This window comes from Kribbella sp. NBC_00382 (assembly GCF_036067295.1).
Lineage (GTDB): Bacteria > Actinomycetota > Actinomycetes > Propionibacteriales > Kribbellaceae > Kribbella.
In genome coordinates this window covers 7,653,358-7,676,529 of record NZ_CP107954.1, presented here as the reverse complement: position 1 = coordinate 7,676,529, position 23,172 = coordinate 7,653,358, and the positions used below count along the sequence as shown (strand labels likewise).

Sequence of the window (23,172 nt, the reverse complement as noted above, 5' to 3'; positions counted from 1 at the left end):
AGCCGCTGATCCGCCGCTGTGAACGATCGGGATTGGGGGTGCCGACCTGTCACTGCCAGCGGTCGAGGGACTTCTGCCACGGGATCCTCGGCGTCTCGGCCGCGGCGTGATCGGGGTAGCCGGCGCGGAGGATCAGCTGCGGCCGGGTGCTATGCCCGACCAGGTCCTGGATCCGCGACCGCAGCGGCACGTGTTCGATCGCCTGGTTCAGGAACGAGACGGCCAGGTCATAGGAGGTTGCTATCAGCAACGAATGCTGCAACCCCATCCCCGCTCGTGTCCATGCGACTGAGTCGTCGACGGCGGTGGTGAGGACCGCGATCCGTGGATTCGTCTCGAAGACAGCGCTGCTGCGGGCATGCTGGTCGAAGCCGGCGGCCAGATCACGGAAGATCGCGGAGCGCGCGGGCACCGGCCCGAGCGCGGCCTGGGGGATTCCGTCCTGAGTGCGGTCACCGCCGACCCAGCGGCCGCGTTCGGTCAGCCGGTCCTCGTCGTGCAGGTCGAGGCCGTCGGCCGCGTGCAGGATCTGTTCGAGCTCGCGGTTGGCGGCCTGGTCGAGCCAGTGAAGCTCGGCGCCCTCGGCTCGAGCGGCGGCGTTGAGTCGCTCGAGCACGAGGGGCGAGACCTCGGCGGTCGTCATCGGTCCGCGGTAGGTGTGGCGGCGGCGCAGTTCGCCGTACAGGCTGCCGATCGGGGAGATGGTCGTGCTGTGGCGGGCGCCGAGGAAGAGCCGGACCGCGATGTCGGGGCGGTCCGGGTCGGGTTCGATCGCGAGCGTGGTCTCGAAGCCGAGCATCGCGGCGGCCACCCGGAGATTGAACGCGGCGGCGCCGAGGCCGATCCGGGTCATTCGCCCGGAGTGGTCCTCGGCCGGCAACGTCCGGTCCTCGTCGAGCAGTACGTCGACCACCTGGCCGGTGACCTCGAAGCGCCATGGCTGGGTGTTGTGCATCGACGGCGCCAGGCCGGCCGAGCGGAGCAGGATGCCGACCTCGTCGTGGTGGAGCAGCGGGTCGTCGCGCTGGATCACCATGATCCGACTCCTTCCATCGGGTTCAATCGGGCGGTCAGGTTGGTCATCAGGACTCCTCGGCGCCGGTACCGACGAAGGCGGAGACGGGGCGGCGGGGGGTGGTGTCCTGGACGGTGCTGTGGCCGAACCGGATGACCATGTGCGCGAAGCCGGGTTTGCCGGTGATGCGCTGGACCTTGCGGCGTAGGTCGTCGAACTCGAGCGGCTGGTTGAGGAACGCGGCCTTCAGTCCTTCGCGGGTGGCGACCAGCAGGGTGCGCTGCAGGGCCAGACCGGCAGCGAGTTGGTCGGTCTTGGAATCGCCGGTGGTGAACAGGACGGCCAGTGCGGGCTCGGTTTCGAAGGTCGCGCGCGCCCGGGTCTGGTCGGTCGGGCGGGTGCCGAGGTCGCGGACCGGTGCCGGATAGGCGGCCGACCGCGGGCCGAGGACCGAGCTGGGGACACCGTCGGTGGCGCGGATGCCGCCGACCCAGTGGGCGCGTTCGGCGCGGCGGTGCCAGTCGCCGATCTCGCGGAGGTCGGTGTCGATCAGCAGCCGGAGTACTTCGTGGACCTCGTCGGCGGGGAGCCAGGTGAGGTCGGCGTTCTCGGTTCTGGCGGCTTGGGTCAGGGCGATGAGTGCGTCGGTGGGTATTTTGACGGGTCGGACGGGTTCGCGGCTGGTGTGGCGGCGGGGGATCTCGTGGAAGAGTTCGGTGAGCTGGTGGTCGGGTGTGCCGGTGGGTTCGAGAACGATCCGGGCGACCAGCTCGGGTTCGGCCGGGTCAGGTACCAATCCGAACCAGCTGTTGTAGCCGAGTGAGGCGGCGGCGCAGCGCAGGTTGAAGGTGGCGGCGCCGGCGGCGATTCGCATGGCCCGGCCGGTGGGGTCTTCGGCGGGTAGTGCCCGGGAGCCGTCCAGGTAGATGTCGATGGCGGGGCCGTTGACTTCGAAGCGCCAGGGTTGGGTGTTGTGCATGCTGGGTGCTGCGACGGCGGCGCTGAGCAGTACGTCGATCTGTTCCATGGACAGTTGCTGTTCGGACATGAGGGGCCTCCTCGACCTGCTCGCGCGGCAACTCCTGCCGCCTTCCCAGCCTCGGCCCGTAGTACGCGGGCGCGCAGCAGGCATGGGTCCCTACTGGTCGGGCCCTTCGGCACCAACGTCCATGACTACGTGCTCTGCCAGGACCGCCGTCTTGGCCGCGACGATCAGGGTGTCCCTACGAATCGGAAGGAAACACCATGAGCACCACATCGCACCGGCAGCACATCCCGGCAGTTACCGAGGATGTACCGGCAAGCACCACCCGGGTGGCGGCTGGGCGAGCACTCGCCGTCCTGCGGATCGCCTACGGCTTCACCTTCTTGTGGGCGTTCGTCGACAAGGTGTTCGGTCTTGGCTTTGCCACCAAGTCGGGCAAGGGCTGGATCGATGGTGGCGACCCGACGGCCGGGTTCCTCGGCAAGGGCGCGACCGGTCCGTTCGCGAGCTTCTACCACTCGCTGGTCGGCGACTTCTGGGTCACTCCGCTGTTCATGATCGGCCTGCTCGGTATCGGCCTGGCGCTGACGTTCGGGATCGGGATGCGGATCGCCGCGGTGGCCGGCACGCTGCTCTATGTGCTGATGTGGAGCGCGAGCCTGCCGCTGGAGACGAATCCCGTGATCGACGACCACCTCATCGGCGCCATCACCTTGATCGCGCTCGCTCTGGTTGCTGCTGGCAACGTGTGGGGGTTCGGCAAGGTGTGGTCCGGGCTGTCGATCGTCAAGCACTACCCCTGGCTGCGGTGAGCACAATGACCAAGCAACCTGTGATCCACGTGGGCGTCGACGGCTCCTGGCGAGACACGGGTGCACTGGAGTGGGCCTTGCAGGAATCTCTCATCCGCAAGGCCCCGCTCCGGGCGATCCACGTCATCGACGAGAAGCTGCGGTACGCGCCGTACTGGGAACCGAAAGTGGTCGACGACGCGGCCATCGACCTGGTCGGCGAGGTCCAGCAGAAGATGACGAACCGCGATCCGGTCCTCGACCACAGCACCGACATCGTGGTCGGTCCGCCGGCCTCGACGCTGGCAGCGCTGGCCGGGAACGGCGAGATGCTGGTCGTCGGACGCCGCGGGATGAGTACGGTCAAGCGCCTCCTGGTCGGCTCGACCTCGGAAGCCGTGGCGAACCTGGCCACCGTCCCGGTGATCGTCGTGCCGGACGGCTGGAAGCCGGCTGACCACACCGGCCCGGTCGTGGTCGGGCTGGACGACTCGGGTGACTCCGAAGCCGCCATCGAGTTCGCGGCAACAGCCGCGGCCGAACGGCACGCCAAGCTGCGCCTGGTGAACGTCTGGGACCTGCCATCGATCTACAGCTGGGACGCGATGAACCTCGCCGGCGTCAGCGATGAATGGTCACGGACCGCCGAGGAGCACTTCGAGGCGATCGCCGCACAGTGGCGGCACAAGTACCCGGAACTGACCATCGAGGTCGAGGTACGCCGCGGACACGCCGTCGACGGCCTGATCGCCGTCTCCGAGGCCGCCGACGCTCACCTGCTCGTGGTCGGCGGACGGCACCACCACAAGGTGACCGCCGTGCTGCTCGGATCGGTCGCCAGAGGCGTACTGCAGCACGCGACCTGCCCGGTCGCCGTCATCCATCTCACCAAGGAGGATGCCTGATCTGCTGGGGTCATCGAGGCGGGTCGCGGACGACGCTGCGGTGGATCTCCGCGGTCAGCCGGTGGATCTCCCGGGTGAGTTCGGTGTTGGTCTTGAGTTCCTGTTCCTGCTCGACGAAGTCGTGGTCGGCCTTGGCCTTCTGGAACTCGGCCTGGCGGTTCTGGCCGATCATCACGAAGGCTGACAAGAAGATCGCCTCCAGCGAGACGATCAGCGTCAGCTTCGGCCACGGGTCGGCCTCGAACACCAGCATCCAGAGCGCGAACAGGCCGGCGTGCAGGTAGACGAAGGTCATCGAGCCGGCGAAGGCGGTGATCGCGTCGGCGATTCGCAACTGGACATCGGCCGCTCGTTCTCGCTGATGGGCGACGACAACCGGGTGGTGTGCCGCCCGCCGGACCTCACGATCCCGGGACGGGGCGGGTACACGCATCACTGCTCCTCTCCTACCGGGTGCGGGCGCAGCCCCCAGGCAACCAGGCGACGGCCTTCGAGCAACTCGATGGCCAGCCGGATCAGCTGCCGGTCGCGATCCGGCGCCCACGGCCGCAGCGGCAGGGTGCGCTCGACCGCCGCGGCCTCGTCAGGGTCGATCACGGAGAGATGGCCGGCGGCGGTCACGGTCCAGCCCAGATGGCGATCCTGGTCCAGGTCGTCCACTTCGAAGGCGACGACGTCTCCGCGCTCCGCGGCTCGGTGCTTGTCGCCGTCCGCGGTCGCGAACAGTACCGCGCGGTCGTCGATGACGAAGTTGACCAGCCGGATGACCGGAAGGCCGCCCCGCGTGAAGACGAGGCGGCCGATCGGCACGGAGTCCAGCAACTTCAGGCAGTCCTCATCGGAGAGGATCTCCAAGCCGGAGTGGTCGAAGTGGCGCGGCGGGGCACTCATGATGACCCCTTTCGGAGGCGGCGGCGGTCTGGTCCGAGGGTGACCAGGGCTCAGAACTCGAAGACGAGGCGGGCCGGGACGTGGCCGGACAGGACCTCGCCGATCGACTCGTTCACGTCGTCGAGCTTGCGGCCCTCCGAGATCACTCTGGTCAGTCCGGCGGCGTGCAGGGCGAACACCTCGGTGAGGTCTTGGCGGGTGCCCACGATGGAGCCGATGATCGCGATGCCCTTCAGTACGGTCTCGAAGATCGGGATCGCCATCGTGCCCTCGGCCGGCAGCGCGACGCAGATCAGCCGGCCGCCCGGGCGCAGCGACTTGAACGCCTGCTCGAACGACTCCGGCGACACCGCGAAGGCGAGCGCGACGTCAGCGCCGCCGAGTTGCTCGATCGCGGCGACCGGGTCCTGCTCGCGGGCGTTGACGACATGGGTCGCACCGAGTTCGGTGGCGAGCTCGAGCTTGTCCTGCTCCACATCGACGCCGATCACAGTTCCGCCGACGAGCTTGGCATATTGCACGGCGAGATGGCCGAGGCCGCCGATGCCGAACACGGCCACGTTCTCGGTCGGCTGGATCCGGGCGACCTTGACCGCCTTGTACGACGTGACGCCGGCGCAGCTGAGTGGTGCGGCATCGATCGGCGAAACCCCATCGGGGACAGCGACGGCGTACTTGGCGTCGGTCACGGCGTACTCGGACCAGGCGCCGTCGATCGAGTAGCCACTGTTCTGTTGCTGCTGGCAAAGGGTCTCGCGGCCGTCAACGCAGTACCGGCACTCGCCGCAGGCGTGCCCGAGCCAGGCGATCGCTACCCGGTCGCCGATCTGGTGGTTGTACACGTCCTGGCCGAGTTGCTCGACGATGCCGACGCCTTCGTGGCCGGGAACGAACGGCGGGCTGGGCTTGACCGGCCAGTCGCCGTTGGCGGCGTGGATGTCGGTGTGACAGAGCCCGCAGGCCTCCATCCGGACGAGGACCTGCCCGGCCGCCGGGGTCGGGCGGGGGCGATCCTGGATCTCCAGGGGCTGACCGAACTGAGTCACTACGGCAGATTTCATGACGATTGTCTCTCTTCTCCATCGACTGGATCGGCCGAAGACTCGACCATGAAACCAGCGTCGACTGAGCAGGGAGCTACGCGCAGGGCCTGAGGTCACCACTGTCCCGGGACCTTCAGCCCATCTGGATCGGGTTCGTCATCAGTTCGGTCGTTGCGTTCTTCGCGATCCTCTTCACTGGCCGCTATCCGCGCGCCATCTTCGACTACAACGTCGGCGTACTGCGCTGGTCATGGCGGGTGACGTACTACGCCTACGGAGCGCTCGGGACCGACCAGTACCCGCCATTCACGCTGGCTGAGGTCGAGGACTACCCCGCGCACCTGTCGGTCGACTGCGGGAACAGCGGCCACGTGTATCCGCCGTTCCGTCTCGATCAAGGCGGCAGCGATCCCGTCCTCGTCGTCTCGCTACCCCCGGATGGTCCCGAGCGATCCAGCGATTCGATCACCGAAACCACCCGCACCGATCCCTTGAGCTGAGTCATCGACCTGGACGAAGTACCAACTGCCGGACACACTGGCGCAATGCCGAGCGTCTACAAGGATGCGCGTGGTCGAAGCGCGGTACGGCGATGGTGTTCAGAAACCTTGGCGCAAGCTGACTTCCCACTCACGAACAGGACCCTGGATACCAGCTTCGGGCCGGTGGAAATCACCTCCGCCGGAAGGGGACGGCCGCAGGTCGTCCTGGTGCCCGGGACCGGCTCGAATGCTGCGGTGACTCTGCCGTGGCTGCAGGCACTGTCGGTCCATTGGGCGACCACGGTGGTGGATCTGCCGGGTCAGCCCGGACTTAGTGATCCGCGCCGGCCTCGACGCGCCCGGCTTGCCTGGTACGGCCGGGCGCTGGATGAGATCTTGGCAGCGATGGACGTCGACGAGGTTGTGGTGGTGGGCAATTCACTGGGGGCCGCCGTGGCGCTGGCCGCCAACTCGCCGCGGATCAGGGCCAGGGCATTGATCTCACCCGCCGGCATCATCCGTCTCAGCCTGGATCCGAAGCTGGTACTGGCTTCGGCCGTTTGGCTGCTGCGTCCCACCGCCGAACACACTCGCCGGATGCTCCGATTGTTCGTCGCCCCCAGCGCGGATCCGCCCGAGATCGAGGTGGAATGGATGGCCCTCATGGCTAGTTGTTGCCGCACGACGCTGGCTCCTCCGCCCTTGTCGGCCGAACTACTGGCCCGTCGCGCTGAGCGGCCGTGTGTCGTCGGGGTCGGTGAACATGATCGGTTTCTGCCACCCCGTCGGCTGGCGCCGGCAGTACGCCGAGCGATGAATCTCGACGTTCAGGTCTTCTCCGGAGTCGGCCACCTGACTACCCCAGCCGACCTCGACAAGGTGGTGTCCCTGGTGGCCAAGGTTGTCGAGCCGCCCAACAACTGAGCTGGCTTTAGTTGGCGGGGCGTAGGTCGGATTGGGGGATCCAGGTGACGTGGCCGTTGCGGTCCCGGACCCGGCCGAACCATTGGCCGCCGTCGCGGATCCAGGCGTCCAGTTCACCTCGCTCCCAGGCGACCAGGCAGTCGACGGCTTGGGGTGGGTCGACGGTGCGGATGTTGTCTGGTGGTCGTGGGCCGTGGGCGTCGAACTGCAGATCGAGGTCGGCCTTGGTCTCCTCGGCGCCGGCCAGATCGAGGTTGGTCACCCGCCAACTGTTGACCGCGTTGTCCCACACACCAAACGTGCCACTGCCGTCGTCCGAGATGCGCACCGTGAATCGTTCAAGCATGCATCCACGGTAACTCATCTTCGAACACATGTTCTAGTGTTGGGCTCACTGCATGGAGGATCGGTCTATGGAACGGTTCAGTCACGCAGTCTTTCGAGCGTCAACTGAAGGTCGCTCTCGTCCCCTTGGACCTCGACCTGTTTGTCGCGGCTGGTTGCGCCTCGCAGGAGAGTGACGGCTGAGGGGCGTACTCCGAACGCCGCTGCGACTGCCTGCAGGACGGCCTTTGTTGCTTGGCCCTCTACCGCTCGGGCGGCGACCGCGACGATCAACGCGGGGCCGGCCGGGCCGTCGTAGCGGCCGCCGACGCTGGTGCGGGAGGCTCCCGGTTTGACCCGAAGCAGGATTCTCATGGGCAAAGTTTCGCGCGACGGAGGAGGTGGCGTGGCGAGTTTTGCCCGTTAGGTCTGGTCGTAGGCGGTTAGGAGGCGGGTTCGGGAGTTTTCTAGGTGGGTTCGCATGGCCTGTTCGGCGGCCGGTTGGTTTTGGGTGTGGATGGCGTCGGCTATTGCTTGGTGTTCGGTGGTGGTTACCTCGGCGATGCCGTGGCGGAAGTACAGGCGGTACGAGTGGATGTGGGCGTGGAGGCGGTCGAGGGTTTCGGCGATCAGGGGGTTGCCGCTGGCGATCGCGATGGTGGTGTGGAGTTTGGCGTCTTCGTCGGCGAAGTCTCGGTATGCCCGGTAGGTGTCGCCGTGGACGGCGGGGGCCATGGCCTGGACGGCGTCGTCGATAGCTTGGCGGTCTTGGGTTGTCGCGTTGGCGGCGGCTCGGGCTGCGGCGGCGGGTTCCAGGAGGAGGCGGAGGTCGTAGAGGTTCAGGAGGGCGTCGCGGCCTAGGAGTGGGGCGACCAGGTAGCCGGCGTTGGGACGGCGGACCACCAGGCCTTCGGCTTCGCAGCGGAAGAGGGCTTCGCGGACGGGGGTTTGGGACACCTCTAGCTCGCGGGCCAGGCCGTCGATCGACAGGCGGGCGCCGGGCTCCAGGGCGTTGTCCATCAGTAAGCGTTTGAGCGACTCGTAGACGCTCTCGCGCAGCATCAGGCGGGGCGCGGGGCGCAACGTCCGCGCCGGGCCCGGGTCTTGTTCGCGCACGGTCTCCTCCTGCTCTGGCCATTGACAGCAGGCCACGCAGCTTCTAATTTCCAATATCGTATCCGATTTTGAGTGACTCGCCGCCCGCGACTGAAAGGCCACTTCAATGCCGGAATCTGATTCTCCCGCCCGAGGCTTACGACGCCGTTCGATCCTGGTCGGCGCGCCCGCTGTCGGTGTTGCCGCCACTTTGCTCGGTTCGGCAGGCACCCAGGCCCACGCCGCGCCGGTCATGGACCAGGCGACGGGGCAGCGAGTCGATGCGCAGGAGGCGCTCGCGAGGCTGCGGTTCGGGTTGTTCGTGCATTTCGGGCCGGCCAGCCTGACCGGGCGGGAGACCGGCTGGGGGCGGGAGGCGTACCGGGCCGGCAAGACGGACGAGACGACGTCGCCGTACAACGATCCGACCAAGCTGTTCGATCCGGTGTACGACGTGGCGTACAAGTCGTTCCTGCCGGCGAAGGGCTGGGCCGAGGACCTGGCCGACGTCGCCGTGTCGGCCGGGATGAAGTACCTGGTGCTGACCAGCAAGCACCATGACGGCTTCCCGATGTTCCGGGCGAGCAACTTCGCCAAGTCGTTCTATCCGGACTTCGCGACCACTCCGCTGGGCAAGTCGAAGCGTGATCTGGTCGACGAGGTCGCGATCGCCTGCCGCTCCCGCGGGATCGAGTTCGGCCTGTACTACTCCGGCTGGGACTGGACGAATCCGCTGATCGTCGCGGGCAAGAACGACGAGTACTACGACTACATGATGAGTCACCTCAGGCAGCTCATGAGCGACTACGGCGACATCTCCTTCCTCTGGTACGACGGGATCGCACCGACAGACCTGAGCGTCTACCACCCGCCGACTTTCCACTCCGTACCCCGCAACCTCCAGCCAGGCCTGCTGATCAACAATCGCGGGTACGCGCTCGGCTGGGCGGACCCGCTGCCGACGCTGGCCGGTGACTACTCGACTCCCGAGCAGCGGGTCGGTGCGTTCGACGTGGCGCGAGCCTGGGAATCGTGCATCACGATCGGCGACCAGTGGTCCTGGCGGCCGAACGAGTCGGTGAAGTCGCTGGAGACGATCGTCAAGACGGTGATCTCGACGGCGACCGGTGACGGGAACCTGCTCTTCAACGTGGGGCCGAAGCCGTCCGGCGAGGTGGACAAGCCGCAGCGCGACCGGCTGGCCGAGGTCGGTCAGTGGATGAAGGCCTACGGTGCGGCGATCTACGGCACCCGGGGTGGACCGATCAGGCCGAGTCCTCTCGCGGCGACCACCTTCAAGGACGCCACGATGAACGTGTTCTTGTTCAAGCGGCCCAGGGACAAGGATCTCCTGAGAGTGCCGAATCTGAACAACCCGGTGGTCTGGGCGAAGACCCCCAAGGGCCGGGCTGTTCCGTTCACGGTCAGGAGCGACGGCGGGGTTGACCTCAACCTAGCCGGGCTCGATATCGCCGCCGGGCCGGTGGAACTGGTCCACGTGAAGTACCGCGACCCGCTGTCGCATGAGTACCTGAGCGCCGAACTGATCAGTGATCCCGTCCGTCCGGGCAATCTCGCCCTGAACAAGCCGGCCACTCAGATCTCCACCGACTACGACGGCGACGCGGCCCGGGCCGTCGATGGCAACACGGACGGCAACTACTTCAACAACTCCGTCACCCACACCACCGTCGACGCCAAGGAAGCCTGGTGGCAGGTCGATCTCGGTGCTTCGGCCCCGATCGGCGACGTCGAGGTCTACAACCGGACCGACGGCGGTTTCGGCTCCCGTCTGAGCGACTTCTGGGTGATCGTCTCCGACAACCCCATCACCGCCCAGGACCTGGCCACCGCTCGCACCGGCCCCGGAGTCACCGCCAAACGCCAGGCCGGTACCGCTGGCACTCCCACGACACTCAACTTCGCAGGCGCCTCCGGCCGGTACGTCCGCATCCAACTCGAAAACCAGAGCGGTCCGCTGTCCATCGCGGAGGTCGGCGTCTACAAACAGGCCTGACGATCAGGACAGGTCGATGCGTAGGTCGCGGGAAGGCTCCGGCCGCCAACTTGCTCCGCCGTCGTTGCTGTAGAGCGCATTGCCACCGGCCAACGGGTCGCCATCGTTGTAGGCCAGGCCGTAACAGCCGGTGGTGGTCGTGCTCTTGACGACGATCGCGAAGCGTTCACCGGCGGCGGCTCGCACATGCGCCGGCATTGAGACAGTGACCCGGGACGGTGACCAGCTCACGTCTGCGGGCGCGACCGTGCGGCTCGCCACCACCGCGCCAGGGTTGCCCTGGGCGTCGGTCCGGGTCACCTCGAGGGTCAGTGGCGCGTTGGGATGGCCGGATTGGAAGGTGGTGTAGGAGACCGGCTTCAGGTTGCCGGCGGCGGCGATCGTGAAGGTCTGCGCCCGGGTGATCTCGCCCGCGACATCGCAGTACGAGTGGAAGCCGACATCTCCGGCCGAGATACCGCGGACCTGTGCACGGGAACGAACGGTGTCGCTGACGTCGAGGTCGTAGCTGGTGCCGCACTGGAGCGGTTCGATGGATCCGTCGGCGCGGAATCGCAGCGGCTCCCACTGATGGGTGGCCAACGCCTCGTTCGGCGCGCGATCGTTCCAGCGGTCGCTCTGGTAGAGGTAGATCGGGCCGTCCGGCGTCGGCAACTCGGCGACGTCGGCCGGCTGGCCGCCGCAGGAGTCCGAGCTGATCTTCACGCCGTGCACGGTGGTTGCTGGCGGCAACCAAGCCGACAGGTCGCCGGCGAAGTCGTCGGCCAGCAACACCGTTCCGTCCGGTGCCAGCACCCGAACGTCGTCGAAGCGGGCGCTCTCGGTGTCGTTGCCGCCGCTCTCGCGGAAGCCGATCCGCCCGGCGGCGTACGAGGTGTCCGTGGTCGTGTCGATCAAGGTGCCGTTCACCCAGGTCCGGATCGTCGAGCCTTCGATCTGGGTCCGCACCTGGTAGGACTGACCGCCGGTGATCGGCATCGGCGTCTTCACGATCTCCAGCCTCTGCACCGATCCGTTCCGGAAGACGGCCTTGGTGAGACTGCCGCCTTCGGCGCCGGGATGCGGATAGTTGCCGAGCATCCAGACGTACCCGGTACCGGTGTCGGTGGCGCGGAAGGTCCAGCCGGCTTGGGCATAGCTGCCGCCTCCGCCGGTCTGCTGGGGGACTGCCCGGAACGACAGGTCGTAGTCACTCCATTGCTGGCCACCCTTGGACAGTCCGACGCCGCCGCCGGTGATCTGCAGTGCTTGGTCCTGGACCTGCCACGCCGCGTCGGAGGTGGACCCCTGCCACGGACCCAGGGGAGTGGCGGCGCGGAAGTACGACGTACCGGTGGTGCAGTAGCCGCAGTTTGGGTCGGACAGCGTCACGTAGTAGCTGCCGTCGCGCTTGAACATCGACGGCGCCTCGGTGGACTGCACGCCGAGCCGGGTGAACTGGCCGGTCCCGGTGCGGTACGTCGGGTCCAGCTTCTCGACCACGATTTCGCCGCCGACGCGCCAGTCGGTGTATGCCAGGTACGCAGTACCGTCGGTGTCGCGGAACAGGTCGTGGTCGCCGTTGTTGACGCCGGGCGGGATGTCGTTGTTGACGGCAAGCTTCGGGATCGCCTGCTCGGCGAACGGCCCGTTCGGCCGGTCCGCGGTGAAGACGTGGTACCCGACGCCGACGTCGTACGAGTTGATCCACAGCACGTACTTGCGGGTGGTCCGGTTGTAGAGGACATGCGGGCGGTAACACCCGTACGTCGAGCCGCTGCACCGTTGCTGCCAGCTGCTCGTGGTCGCGTCGAACAGGAAGCCCTCGTCGGTCCAATGGACCAGGTCGGTCGAGCTGTACGACTTGAACCCGCAGAACGGGGTGCCCGGCTGCTGCCACTCGAAGCCGCAGCCGTAGCTGGTTCCGTACAGGTAGTACCGCGACCCGAACTTCTGGATCTCCCCGTCGTGCGCGTCGACGGCATCGCCGGAAGGCACGAACCGCACGGTCGGCCCGGCTGCATCACCGTTCACGATCGTCGAGACCGAGGCCGGCTGAGGTGCCAACGCGGCCGTGGCGGTCAGCGGGGTCAATAACACCGCCAGCATGGGGGCCAGCAGCAACAGTCCACGTGCCCGCACTCGCCGTCCACCGCGGATGTCCATAGCCCCACCTCATGAATCGTTTCAATGCTTCGGTGAATCCTCCGCCGAACTGCCGTCCGAGGTCAATTGCCCGGCGTGTCCGACTCCGGCCAATCGGGCATCAGCAGGATCTTGCCGAGGGCCGTGCGGTCGGACGACTCGGACAGCTTCACCGCCGCGGCCACCTCGGCCAGGGGATAACGGGCGGCGATCTGCGCGGTCAGGACGCCGTCGCTGAGCAACCCGAAGACCTCCGTGAGGTCGGTCCGGATCTGCCGCCGGAACTGCTCGCGCTTGGGTGTTCCCGGCTTGCCCGAGCCCGCCCAGATGTCGAAGAAGCTCGCGTGTCTGCCGCTGGGCAGGTAGTTCCAGAACGCCAGCTTGGCCAACAGCGGCAGGAAGTACATGATCACGGGCAACTTGTCGTCGAGCTTGCCCGCGATGCTGTACGAGACCAGGGTGCCGGTGCGGTTGAGCAGTCCGTATGACGTGTTCACACTCGCGCCGCCGAGGTGATCGAACACGGCGTCCACGCCGTCGGGCGCGAGCTCCCGGATGCGGTCGACAAGCTCAGGGTCCCGGTAGTCGACCGGCTGCACTCCGAGCGCTCGCAACGCGTCATGGTGCCGGGGGTTGGCAGTGCCGATCACCTGGGCACCCACCTGCCGCGCCAACTGCACCAGGATCGTGCCGACGCCACCGCTGGCGCCGAGTACCAGGATCGTCTGCCCAGCGCTGACCTTGGCGGTGCGGTAGAGCATCTGGTACGCCGTCAGCCCGTTGACGATCAGCGTCTCTGCCTCGGCGGCGCTGATTCCGTGGGGAACCTGTACGAGTTCCGCGACCGGCAGTAGTGCGGCTGTTGCCCAGCCACCGGTCTTGGTTAGTGCTGCCACTCGGCGGCCGACCAGGGACTGGTCCTCGCCCGGGCCGACTGCCTCGACGACGCCGACCAGGTCGTAGCCGGGTACGAAGGGGAACGGTGGCTGTCCGAAGTACCGGCCGCGGCGCATGGCGCTCTCGGCGAAGGAGACGCCGGTCGACTCGATCCGCACCCGGGCCTGGCCTGCGGTGGGTGCTGGTAGCTCGCGCTGCACGAGGGTGATCCCCGATGGCTCCACCTTGCCCGGTAGTACTGCCTCGGTGACGACCGTGCTCGCCTCAACCGCGACGGGAAGGCCGGCGGGGCTGCTGGTCCGGAGGATGGCGATGCCGGTTGTCAGAACCCAGAGGAGGTAGCTGTAGAGGGAGATGCGCTCGGCGATGCCGGTGGGCACCCAGCCGTAGGTGGCGGGGATGTTCACCAGTCCGATAGCGCCCAGGGTGATGCTGGCGGTCCCGAGCCAGCGGGGGAGGCCGAGTAGCCGGCGTGAAAGCCCGGTGACGATGGCGAGGCAGTTGCCCGCGATGATCGAGAGGAATGCCCCGATCAGGTAGAGCGCGAGTGTTCCGTTGTCGACGGTGTCCTGGCCGAGCGGGAAGACTGCGAACAAGATGAGGGCGACCGCCTGCGCGATTCCGAGGGCGGTGATGGTGCTGCGCCGCCATCCGCTGAGCCGGCGGCTGAGGCTGATCACGGCCGCGGCGACGAGTACGCCGGTCAGGGCCCAGGCGATGTCCATCAGCCACCACAAAGGTGAGGAGATGGTGTAGCCGCGGAAGTCTTCGGTGAACCTGCTGCCGAGGAAGTTCACGTAGTCGTCGACGTAACTGTACGGCCGCCGGTCCCAGGCGCTGGCGACGATCGCCTCGGCGACGACGTAGATCGCGGCGGCGGCGATGAACGCCGGACCTACCCAGCGAGCGATCGTCGTCCGCGGGGCGGCTGTGTGGTGCGACATGTGCGTTCGCTCTCTAGGGGGGAGGTGCGAGGGAGTTGAGTAATGAAGCATCGCAGAGTTAATGACCGTAACTATGAACCGAGACGTTGCAGTTCGTCAACCGAATGGATGCGTTACGCTGCGAAGATGACCAACCAGCCGCAGGTGAGCCGGCGTGAACGGCTGCGCGCGCAGACGCTGCGGGAGATCGAGGACACCTCGTTCGCGATCATCGATGCCGACGGTGTGCACGCGCTGACGATCGCGGCGCTGGGGCGCAGCATGGCGATGTCGGCGCCGGCCGTCTACCGGTACTTCGCCTCCCGCGACGCCCTGATCGAGCACCTGGTGACGCTGTCGTACCAGCAGTTGGCCGATGCGATGAGCCAAGCCGTCGAGGGCAGCCGGCGAGCTCCGCGGGCGCGGGTGCGGCTGCTGGTCGAGGCTTACCGGGAGTGGGCGCTGCGGCACCGGCGGCGCTACGGCATGCTCTTCGCCGAGCGCGCGGACGACTCGCCCGGCCAGTCGCGTGTGCAGACGCCGCTCGACCAGGCGATGGCGCTGCTCATCGACCTGCTGGTCGCCATCCAGGATGCGGCCCGGGCACCCGGTACGACCGGAGACCGCGCGCTCGACGGGCAGCTGCGGCACTGGGCGCAGTCGCAGGAGCGGCCGGACACCACGCCGTTGGCGGCCACCGCGGCCATCCTGGTCTGGTCACGGGTACACGGGATCGTCAGCCTCGAACTGACCGGGGTCTTCGACCACCAGACGATCGAGGCCCAGCGCCTGATCGAGCTGGAGATCGACAACGCTGTCCAGCCGCTGACAGCGGGTCGCTGATCCTGCCGGACACCCAGTGGCGCAAGAACGCGCGCCCGCTGGGTCAGGCGCCCGGCGAGCTGAGTCCCGTGGAGAGGCGGGCGGCTTCCTCGATGAGGGCCGTCAGGGCTGGGCGGTCGGGACCGGGGAGCCAGGCGAGGGCGACGGTGATGGGGGCCATGTCGAGGACGTCGATGTAGGCGATGTCGGGTCGGGGGTAGAGGTCTCGGCAGGCGGCGGGGACCACGGTGATGTTGGGGCCTAGGGCAACGGCTGAGAAGAGTTCTTCGAGGTTGGTGACCTCATCGTCGGTGAAGTCGACGCGGGTGCCGTCGGGGCGCGGGTCCACGGCCCAGAAGTCGCGGTACTCCTGGTGGACGCTGGGGGAGAGGCTGACCACTTTGTGGCCCTTCAGGTCCGCGATCAGGAGGTGGTCGCGGGTGGCGAGTTCGTGGTGGTTGCTGACAGCAACTGCACGGGTTCCGGTTCCGATGGCCTGCACCGGAACGCCGGGTGGGACGGGGAGGAAGGCGACGATGACGTCGACCTGGCCCTGGGGCAGGGCGGTCACCTGTTCGACGAAGTCGAGGTGGCGGACCTTGATGGTCAGCTCAGGGTGCTGGACCCGCATCTCGGCGAGCAGGGCCCGGACCTCGGGGAGGGTGATGATCGCTTCATGGCTGCCGATCACCAGTTCGCCGGACTTCGGCCGGTCGTGGAACGGTGCTCTGGCCGAGCGCGGCTCGCGGAGCAACTCCGCGTGGGCCTCGGAGAGCGCCGCGCTGGGGCTGACGCCGAGTTCTTCGGCAAGGCGGCGGCGCACATCGTCGTACCGGCGTAAGGCGTCAGCCCGTCGGCCGGAGGCGAGCAGGATCGTCAACAGGCGAGCGTGGACCCGCTCGTCGTACGGCAGCTCGGACGCGAGTTGCTCCAGCTGGTCGAGGGCGAACTCGGGCCGGCCGGCTTGCAGGGCCGCGTCGGCGAGCTCGAGGACCAGGCTGATCCGCGACTCCTCCCACCGGCGGACCAGCGGGTCGGTGCGGATCCATTCGGGACCGTCGGCGAAGAGCGGCCCACGCCACAGGTCGAGCGCGTGGTGCAACGCTTGGGCGCGGTCAAGCGGGTCAGCGGCTCGCGGCGCCAGGACGAGTTGCTGGTACTTCGCGAAGTCGTCCTCCGAGTGCGGAAGCTCCAACCGGTACCCGTGCCCGTCCCAGGTGACCGTTGCCTCCGGCCCACATTCCTTCTGGAGCCAGTCCCTGAGTCGCGACACGGTCGTGTGCAAGGAACCACTCGAGCACCCGTCCGGGCCCCAGCCGAGCTCGATCACCCGCGCCGCACTCGGCGTCTGGCCGGTGTGCAGGAGCAACGCGCCCAGCAGATTGCGAACAGCCGGCCGCTTCGCAGGCACCGCCTGGCCATCCACCTGGACCCGCAACGCGCCCAGAATGCCCAGACTCACCCGAGACTGCCCCAAGAGGTCCGCCCCTATCCCGTAGTACTCCGCCTGACTGCGTCCGATCAGGCGGAGCCTACCTGTGGAAAGGGTTGTCAGTAGGAGATCCGGAGCGGTGTCCTGATCCGTTGGGAGGGTGCGTTGACGGTCAGGGTCCGGGTGGCGCTGTCCCAGCTCCAGTTCTGGGCGCCGAGGCGCTGCCCGTTGAGGCTGATCCGGGCGGGTGCCGCGGGGACGCCGAGGAACTTCACCGTCCACTCCCGCTCGGTCACCTGACCTGGGAAACGGCCCTGCGTCGGGTCGATCGTCAGCTCACGCCGGCCAGGAGTCTCCTGGTACGTGAGTTCGGTCGTCGCGCTCAGCGCCTTGTCGGTCGTCGAGCCGTCGTCGTCGAAGAGCGTGAACGTGCCCGAGGCGCCAGGCCCGATGGTCGCGGTCACCTTCGTCAGCGGGTTCTGGCTGTCGTTGGTGATGTTCGTGCTGCGGGTGGTCATGATGCCGCCGGCCCGGACGAAGACCGGCATGGTGCTGAGACCAGTCGTGATCGACTGGGTCGTCCCGCCGGCATAGGTCTTACCGGTGAAGTAGTCCGTCCATTGACCCGGCGGGAACCACACAGACGTGGTTGCAGCAGTGCCCGGCGTGGTCACCGGAGCCACCAGTAGGTCGGGCCCATAGAAGTACTCGCTAGCGGCAGCAGCATAGGCAGTCGCCTCCTCCGGATACTCCAAGTAGGTCGGCCGAACCACCGGTACGCCGGTAGTCGCCGCCTCCTGTGCAAGCGTGTAGGTGTAAGGCACCAGGTTCTCGCGCAGGTTGAGGAACCGCGTCGCGGACTTCGCCGCCGCAGTCCCGTACTGCCAGGGCAGCCGGTCACTGTGGTTGCTGTGCAGCCGGTCGATCGGCTGGAACGTGCCGAGCTGGACCCACCGGGCGTACATGTCGTCGGGCAGCTTGGACGTCCGGCGTTGCTGGCCGCCAACGGTGTAGAGCTCGCTGCCAGGCAAGCCGTTGCCGTCGTTGTGGCCGCCGATGTCGTGGCTGATCGCCGACATGCCGGTCGCTACCGACTCACCAGGGGTCGCTCCGACCTCCATTCGCAAGGTGCCCCACGTCGATGAGGTGTCGCCCGTGAAGTGCAGGGTGCTGCGCTTGTCAGCCCAAGGACCAGTCGCCAGCGCGGTCGGACCGCCATAGCCGCCGGCCTGCAACGATCCGTAGGCACGCGAGATGACGAACCCACGACCGATCGCCGGTGCAGCCAGGTCTGCGTACTGCTGGTTGATCCAGGCGTCCGGCGTGACACCGGGCAGGCTGGACCGGGAGCTGTCGCAGCACCAATCGAGCCACCAGAAGTCGTTGCCCTGCTCCATCATGCCCGCATGCAGGTCGAGGTAGGCCTTGAGCTGATCCGGGTCGGCCCAGTCGAAGACGTAGCAGTCGGTGCCGCAACCGGACTTGGTCAGCTTGCCCTTCGCGGTGGCCTGCGCCTGGGCGAACTGCGGGTCGTTGCCCATGATGCTGGGATGGATGTTGAGGTTGTTGTGCAGGCCCTGTGACTTCGACCAGGCGAAGAAGCCGGCCGGGTCGGGGAACTTCGCTGTGTCGAACTGCCAGCCGTTCCAGGTGTCCGGCGCCTTGAAGTCCGTGTCGGTGACCAGCACGTCCAGCGGTACGCCGTTGGCGCGGAAGGCGGGCAGGATCGTGTCGCGATAGTCGGCCGCGGTGCGGTCGATGTACTCCGAGTACCAGACGCCATAGGCCCATCGCGGCAGCAACTCCGCCGGTCCGGTCAGCGTCTTGAGATCACCGAGACCTGCCTTGTAGTCATGCCCGAACCCGAAGACGTAGCCATCCTGGTACGCCGATCCGCCATGCCCCGGCCGTTGCGTCACCCGCCGGGCGCCACTCTCATAGAGCGCCGAACTCGTGTCGTCGAGCAGGTACCACCCGTCCCGATGCAGCAACCCTTCAGCGGTCGGCGGCGCACCGTTGTCCCCGTTGACACCGTCGAGGCCGCGCCGGTACCCGCCGAGCGCGAGGTGCGGCTGCGGAGCCAGCGCGCCGGTTGCCGCCACGGCGACGGTGTCCACGTTGACGTGGCAGCTCGTCGCGGTCGGGCAGCCGAGTACGACTTCGTTCGTCCCCGCCTTGAGGTCGACCGGGATCGACGCGGTGCCCCACGCGTTCCAGTCGGTCGTCACCGGGAGGGAGATGGTGCGGGTGACGCCGGCAGCCGTGACGGTGGCGGTCCGGGTCTCATGGCGACCGTCGCCTCCGGTCCCGTTCGCGTAGCGGAGGTGCAGTTGGTAGGTGCCATCAGCAGGCACTCCGACGACCCGCTGGGTGAGGCTCGCACCGGCGTTGAGCTCAGCGATGAAGCCGCGTCCGGCATACCCGGGATGATCGCTCGCCACCAGAGCTGACCCCGACGGAAGACCGGCCTCGGCCTCGCAGCTGACGGCGAAGGCGCAGTCGCCATATGCGCGGGCGCTTGCCGGCGGGTAGGCGGCGCCAGCCTTGAGCACCGAGAAGCTGTCGACGTTGAGGTTGCCGGAGTCGGCCGCGGTCCGGACCAGACGCAAGACGTGATGCCCGGCGGTGAGGGTGAGTGGCGCCGAGGCGAGGGCCCACGAGTCCCAGCCGTCGGTCGGGGCGAACGTCACGGTACGGGCCGCGCTGCCATCGACGGACACGCTCAGCGTCCGTGCTTCATGCTTGCCGTCTCCGCCGGTTCCGTTGGCGTAGCGGGTGGTGAATGAGTACAACCCGGCATCGGTGACGAGGATGTCCGCGGTCGCTTGCGCACCTGTGGTTTCGAACCCTGCAAGGAATCCAGCGCCGGTATAGCCCGTGTGGTCAGTGGCGAGTCCGAGACCGTCGGCGGTCAGGTCCTCGCCTTCGCAGAGCGCGCCGACGGCACAAGTCAGGCGGTGCCAGGGCGCGGCGGCGACCGGCGCGGATCCGGCGTTGAGTCGGAGACCGAGGTTGCCAGCGTCGAACGGACCGGAGCCGACCTTGTACGTCAACGTCGCCGCGCTGGTCCGGATGGTGAGCACGCCTTGGGAGACCGAGGACGTGAACGGTACGGCCGCAAAGTCGGCGCGTCCGACGGCGTTGAAGGTCGCGGAGTCCTGGAACTTGCCGTCACCGGCGTACTCGGTCCGGATCAGGGTGGGGGAGAGCACTTGGAAGCGGGCGTTGCCCGCGACGACTGTCTGTCTCGGTGGGTCGGCGACGGCCGGCCGGGCTATCAATCCGCCGGCCACCACACAGGAACCTAGGAGGACGGCCAGAACCTTCGCTGTTCTCATCCGCACGATCGGACTCCGATTCGAAGAGGGGGCGGTCTACAACGATGGAAATCCTTGCAGGCCAAATAGGAGCATGTCGGGGGTGCGCGTGTCCAGAGGTGGTGCCAGCTCTACCTCCGAACCGCCAGTTGGTGGGATGTCGCCGACGCTACGGGCTCCCTAGCGTTGCCGGTATGACCTCAGCGATCACTGAAACTGACCTCGCACTGAACTCACGAGCGTTGCCGGCCGACCGCACGACCGGCCCGGCGGCGGCTGTGCGGGTGGAGCAGGTCACCCGCATCTACGCCGCCGGCGGACAACCGGTCGCCGCCCTCGACGGTGTCGACGCCACTTTCACCCGCGGCACGTTCACCGCCGTGATGGGCCCGTCCGGTTCCGGCAAGAGCACCCTGCTCCAGACCGCGGCCGGGTTGGACCGGCCGACCTCCGGACGGGTCTGGGTCGGCGACAAGGAGCTGTCCCGGTTGTCGGAGGCCAAGCTCACCCGGTTGCGCCGGAGCGAGATCGGATTCGTGTTCCAGAACTTCAACCTGGTCGGCGCTTTGACCGTGGAGGAGAACGTCACGCTTCCGCTGCGGCTGTCCGGAGTACCGGTGGATCGTAGATGGCTCAAAGAGGTCGTCGAGCGGGTCGGCGTAGGAGAGCGGCTCCGGCATCGGCCGGCTGAGTTGTCGGGTGGGCAGCAGCAGCGCGTCGCCATCGCCCGGGCACTCGCGATGCGCCCGACGGTGGTCTTCGCGGACGAACCGACGGGCGCGCTCGACAGCCACACCGCCGCTGAGGTCCTTGCCCTGTTGAGATCGATCGTCGACGACCAGGGCCAGACGATCATCATGGTCACCCACGACCAGCTGGCGGCGTCGTACGCCGACCGCGTGCTGGTACTCGCCGACGGCCGCATCATCTCTGACTCAGGAGTACGCGCATGATCGCGCTCGCAGTGCGGCTGATCCGCCACCGACCCGGTACCGTCCTTGCCACCCTGATCGCCCTCGCCGCCGGCGTCATGGTGATGACGGGTACGGGCGCCCTGGTCGAGTCCGGCCTCCGTCACCAGCCGAAGCCGGAGCTCTACGGAGCCGCCGACCTCGTCGTCGCCAAGCGCGACATCACCTTCACCGGCAAGGAATTCGGCGGTGACACCTACACCACGACAACCCGCCTCCCCGAGCCCGGCACGATGCCGGCCAGCCTGGTCGCCCAACTCCGGCAGGTGCCCGGAGTCTCCAAGGTCGTCGCAGACCCAGCAGTCGGCGACGAGGCGACAGGCATACAGTCGAAAGGAACCCAGCCCGGCCGGGTGGAGGTCATCACGATCACCGAGGAAGCCGGAGCGGACCGAGCCGCGGTCAAGGCGGAGGTCGACAAGCTCGCCGCGTCGGAGCAGGCGAAGGCGTACGCCGGCAACGCCAGGGGAACCGTCGAGCGGCCAGACCTGGCAACAGCCCGCGACCTGTTGATCCAGGTCGGCGCGGCGTTTGGCGGCTACGTCGTGATGCTGATCGTCTTCGTCGTCGCCGGTACGATCGGCCTGTCCATCCGTGGTCGCCGGCGTGAGCTGGCGTTGCTCAGGGCAACTGGTGCGACACCGTGGCAGCTCCGGCGGATGCTGATGGGCGAGGCCGCGATCCTCGGTGCTGTTGCCTCGGTGATCGGTATCCCCGCCGGGCTGCTGGCCAGTCGCTGGATGGGCGACCAGCTGATCAGCAGAGGCTTCGTACCGGCCGATTTCCCCATGTCCATGGGAGTTCTGGCCGCGCCGGCAGCGGCGCTGCTCATCGTCGTGCTCGCGGTTGCTGCAGCCCTGCTCGCCTCGCGCAGGATCTCCGCGATCCGGCCCGCCGAGGCACTGGCCGACGCGGCGGTCGAGCCCACTCGCAGTGGCAAGGTACGACTCGGCTTCGGCCTGGCGGCTCTTGTCGGTGCCCTCTCGTCCAGCGCGTTCGCAGTGGTGGGCGGTGGCCAGGCAGCGCTCGCGGGTGCGATCAGCATGCTGTACCTGCTCGTCCTTGCCGTCGCTCTGCTCGCGCCCTGGATCAACGGCACCGCAGCCAGGCTGCTCAGCCCACTACTGAAAGCGGTCTGGGGTAACAGCGGCTATCTCGCTACTAGGAACCTGGCCGCGAACGCGCGAGGCATGGCGACAGTACTCACGGCACTGGTCCTCTCGGTCGGGTTCGGCGGCTCTGTCTGGTTCCTGCAGGACAACCTCGAGCGGCAGACCGTTCAGCAGGTGCAGGCCGGGACGCTCGCGCAGTACGCGGTGGTCTCGTCCACGGGCTTGCCGGACGATGCGGCGGAGAGATTGCGCGATACCCCGGGAGTGGAGGCGGCGACGGGCGTACGCCGTACCTCCGTGATCGTGAAGGTCTTCCAGGACGCCGAGGTCGTTCCCGCCCAGGCGATGGACCTCACTGATGCCCTCGAGACGACCGATCTGCAGATCAAAGAGGGTGCGCTGACTCCAGGCAGCGTTGCAGTCTCCAAGGTCCGGGCAGACTCGCAGAACTGGAAGCTCGGCGACACCGTCGACGTCTGGCTCGCCGACGGAACGCCGAAGCGGCTGAAGGTCGACGCGATCTACGCCCGCGGTCTGGGCTTCGGCGACTTCATTCTGGACCGGGCGACGGTCGAAGGACAGGGACTGGACGAGGTACTGATCCGTACTTCGGGCAGCAAACCGACCGCCTTGGCGCAGCAGCTCCCCGGCGCGACCCTGATCCCGGTCGGTCAGCTCACCGTGCAGACCGCGAAGGATCTCGCGATCAGCGCCTGGCTCAACAAGCTGCTCATCGGCGTGATGATCGGGTACGCCGCCCTGGCCGCCGCCAACACCATGGTGATGGCAGCCTTGGCTCGCCGCCGCGAGGTGGCTGTGTTGCGACTGACCGGCGTCACAACCCGCCAGGTCAAGCGGATGGTCAACGCCGAGCAGGCCGCCCTCCTCGGAGTCGCCCTGCTGATCGGTGGAGCGATCGCGGCCGTGACCCTGACGACAGTGGTCCGCGCTGTGACCGGCGGAGCTCTCCCGTACGTACCGGCGCTGGGCTGGATCGCAGTACTCGGCGGAGCCACCCTGCTCGCGATGACCACCACGATCCTGCCCATCGGCCTACTACTCCGAAAGCCGGCGCTGGCCCAGGCCGGCTCCCGGGAATGAG

Annotated in this window: 20 protein-coding genes; 8 read left to right on the top strand and 12 right to left on the bottom strand. The window is 67.6% G+C overall.

Features of this window, described 5'->3' with window-relative positions; all coding sequences use genetic code 11:
* Positions 1-49 precede the first annotated feature (49 nt).
* Positions 50-1,036 carry an Acg family FMN-binding oxidoreductase gene (locus tag OHA70_RS36050; RefSeq protein WP_328325662.1) on the bottom strand — a complete coding sequence of 329 codons (987 nt, stop codon included), beginning with the start codon at positions 1,034-1,036 and terminating at the stop codon, positions 50-52.
* Between the two features lie 46 nt (positions 1,037-1,082).
* Positions 1,083-2,147 (bottom strand): Acg family FMN-binding oxidoreductase, encoded by a 1,065-nt coding sequence (locus tag OHA70_RS36045; RefSeq protein ID WP_328325661.1) that lies wholly within the window; start codon positions 2,145-2,147, stop codon positions 1,083-1,085.
* Between the two features lie 113 nt (positions 2,148-2,260).
* Here OHA70_RS36045 and OHA70_RS36040 point away from each other — a divergent pair, with 113 nt between their 5' ends.
* Together OHA70_RS36040 and OHA70_RS36035 are read left to right on the top strand one after the other, a co-directional pair.
* On the top strand, positions 2,261-2,812 hold the full coding sequence (locus tag OHA70_RS36040; protein ID WP_328325660.1) for a hypothetical protein: 552 nt from the start codon (positions 2,261-2,263) through the stop codon (positions 2,810-2,812).
* Positions 2,813-2,817: 5 nt separating this feature from the next.
* Positions 2,818-3,696, top strand: a complete 879-nt coding sequence (locus OHA70_RS36035; protein ID WP_328325659.1) for a universal stress protein — start codon at positions 2,818-2,820, stop codon at positions 3,694-3,696.
* Positions 3,697-3,706: 10 nt separating this feature from the next.
* Here the strand turns inward: OHA70_RS36035 and OHA70_RS36030 are convergent, their stop codons facing one another.
* From OHA70_RS36030 to adhP, 3 genes are read right to left on the bottom strand one after another with little or no spacing between them, the layout of a single operon-like run.
* Positions 3,707-4,129: a DUF1003 domain-containing protein gene (locus tag OHA70_RS36030; protein WP_328325657.1), complete on the bottom strand. Its 423-nt coding sequence runs from the start codon at positions 4,127-4,129 to the stop codon at positions 3,707-3,709.
* Positions 4,129-4,587 (bottom strand): pyridoxamine 5'-phosphate oxidase family protein, encoded by a 459-nt coding sequence (locus OHA70_RS36025; protein WP_328325655.1) that lies wholly within the window; start codon positions 4,585-4,587, stop codon positions 4,129-4,131. The genes OHA70_RS36030 and OHA70_RS36025 overlap by 1 nt, the downstream gene beginning before the upstream one ends.
* Before the next feature lie 50 nt (positions 4,588-4,637).
* The gene (gene adhP, locus OHA70_RS36020; protein WP_328325653.1) at positions 4,638-5,648 is read right to left on the bottom strand and encodes an alcohol dehydrogenase AdhP; all 1,011 of its coding nucleotides are present in this window, start codon (positions 5,646-5,648) and stop codon (positions 4,638-4,640) included.
* 89 nt (positions 5,649-5,737) lie between these two features.
* Between adhP and OHA70_RS36015 the strand changes: the two genes are divergently transcribed.
* Positions 5,738-6,130 (top strand): DUF4389 domain-containing protein, encoded by a 393-nt coding sequence (locus OHA70_RS36015; protein WP_328335282.1) that lies wholly within the window; start codon positions 5,738-5,740, stop codon positions 6,128-6,130.
* Positions 6,131-6,295: 165 nt separating this feature from the next.
* On the top strand, positions 6,296-7,036 hold the full coding sequence (locus OHA70_RS36010) for an alpha/beta fold hydrolase (protein WP_328325651.1): 741 nt from the start codon (positions 6,296-6,298) through the stop codon (positions 7,034-7,036).
* Between the two features lie 7 nt (positions 7,037-7,043).
* Here OHA70_RS36010 and OHA70_RS36005 read toward each other — a convergent pair whose 3' ends face one another.
* From OHA70_RS36005 to OHA70_RS35995, 3 genes are all read right to left on the bottom strand, one after another.
* The gene (locus OHA70_RS36005) at positions 7,044-7,382 is read right to left on the bottom strand and encodes a hypothetical protein (protein ID WP_328325649.1); all 339 of its coding nucleotides are present in this window, start codon (positions 7,380-7,382) and stop codon (positions 7,044-7,046) included.
* Positions 7,383-7,459: 77 nt separating this feature from the next.
* The gene (locus OHA70_RS36000) at positions 7,460-7,735 is read right to left on the bottom strand and encodes a DUF167 domain-containing protein (RefSeq protein ID WP_328325647.1); all 276 of its coding nucleotides are present in this window, start codon (positions 7,733-7,735) and stop codon (positions 7,460-7,462) included.
* A gap of 48 nt (positions 7,736-7,783) precedes the next feature.
* Positions 7,784-8,476, bottom strand: coding sequence for a GntR family transcriptional regulator (locus OHA70_RS35995; protein ID WP_328325645.1), 693 nt, complete (start codon positions 8,474-8,476; stop codon positions 7,784-7,786).
* Between the two features lie 106 nt (positions 8,477-8,582).
* On the opposite strand from OHA70_RS35995, the gene OHA70_RS35990 reads away from it, so the two are divergent.
* Positions 8,583-10,472 (top strand): alpha-L-fucosidase, encoded by a 1,890-nt coding sequence (locus tag OHA70_RS35990; protein ID WP_328325643.1) that lies wholly within the window; start codon positions 8,583-8,585, stop codon positions 10,470-10,472.
* Between the two features lie 3 nt (positions 10,473-10,475).
* On the opposite strand, the gene OHA70_RS35985 is transcribed toward OHA70_RS35990, so the two are convergent.
* Positions 10,476-12,617 (bottom strand): family 43 glycosylhydrolase, encoded by a 2,142-nt coding sequence (locus OHA70_RS35985; RefSeq protein ID WP_328325641.1) that lies wholly within the window; start codon positions 12,615-12,617, stop codon positions 10,476-10,478.
* A 62-nt stretch (positions 12,618-12,679) separates the two neighbouring features.
* On the bottom strand, positions 12,680-14,437 hold the full coding sequence (locus tag OHA70_RS35980; protein ID WP_328325639.1) for a zinc-binding dehydrogenase: 1,758 nt from the start codon (positions 14,435-14,437) through the stop codon (positions 12,680-12,682).
* A gap of 126 nt (positions 14,438-14,563) precedes the next feature.
* Between OHA70_RS35980 and OHA70_RS35975 the strand changes: the two genes are divergently transcribed.
* Positions 14,564-15,259 (top strand): TetR/AcrR family transcriptional regulator, encoded by a 696-nt coding sequence (locus OHA70_RS35975; protein ID WP_328325637.1) that lies wholly within the window; start codon positions 14,564-14,566, stop codon positions 15,257-15,259.
* A 43-nt stretch (positions 15,260-15,302) separates the two neighbouring features.
* Here OHA70_RS35975 and OHA70_RS35970 read toward each other — a convergent pair whose 3' ends face one another.
* Both OHA70_RS35970 and OHA70_RS35965 read right to left on the bottom strand, forming a co-directional pair.
* Positions 15,303-16,700 carry a BTAD domain-containing putative transcriptional regulator gene (locus OHA70_RS35970; protein WP_328325635.1) on the bottom strand — a complete coding sequence of 466 codons (1,398 nt, stop codon included), beginning with the start codon at positions 16,698-16,700 and terminating at the stop codon, positions 15,303-15,305.
* A gap of 89 nt (positions 16,701-16,789) precedes the next feature.
* A complete protein-coding gene (locus tag OHA70_RS35965; RefSeq protein WP_328325633.1) occupies positions 16,790-20,008 on the bottom strand; it encodes a TIM-barrel domain-containing protein in 3,219 nt (1,072 codons plus the stop codon).
* Positions 20,009-20,181: 173 nt separating this feature from the next.
* Between OHA70_RS35965 and OHA70_RS35960 the strand changes: the two genes are divergently transcribed.
* Both OHA70_RS35960 and OHA70_RS35955 read left to right on the top strand, forming a co-directional pair.
* A complete protein-coding gene (locus OHA70_RS35960) occupies positions 20,182-20,940 on the top strand; it encodes an ABC transporter ATP-binding protein (protein WP_328325631.1) in 759 nt (252 codons plus the stop codon).
* Complete coding sequence (locus OHA70_RS35955) at positions 20,937-23,171, top strand: ABC transporter permease (RefSeq protein ID WP_328325629.1); 2,235 nt, start codon at positions 20,937-20,939, stop codon at positions 23,169-23,171. Before OHA70_RS35960 ends, OHA70_RS35955 begins: the two co-directional genes overlap by 4 nt.
* Position 23,172 lies beyond the last annotated feature (1 nt).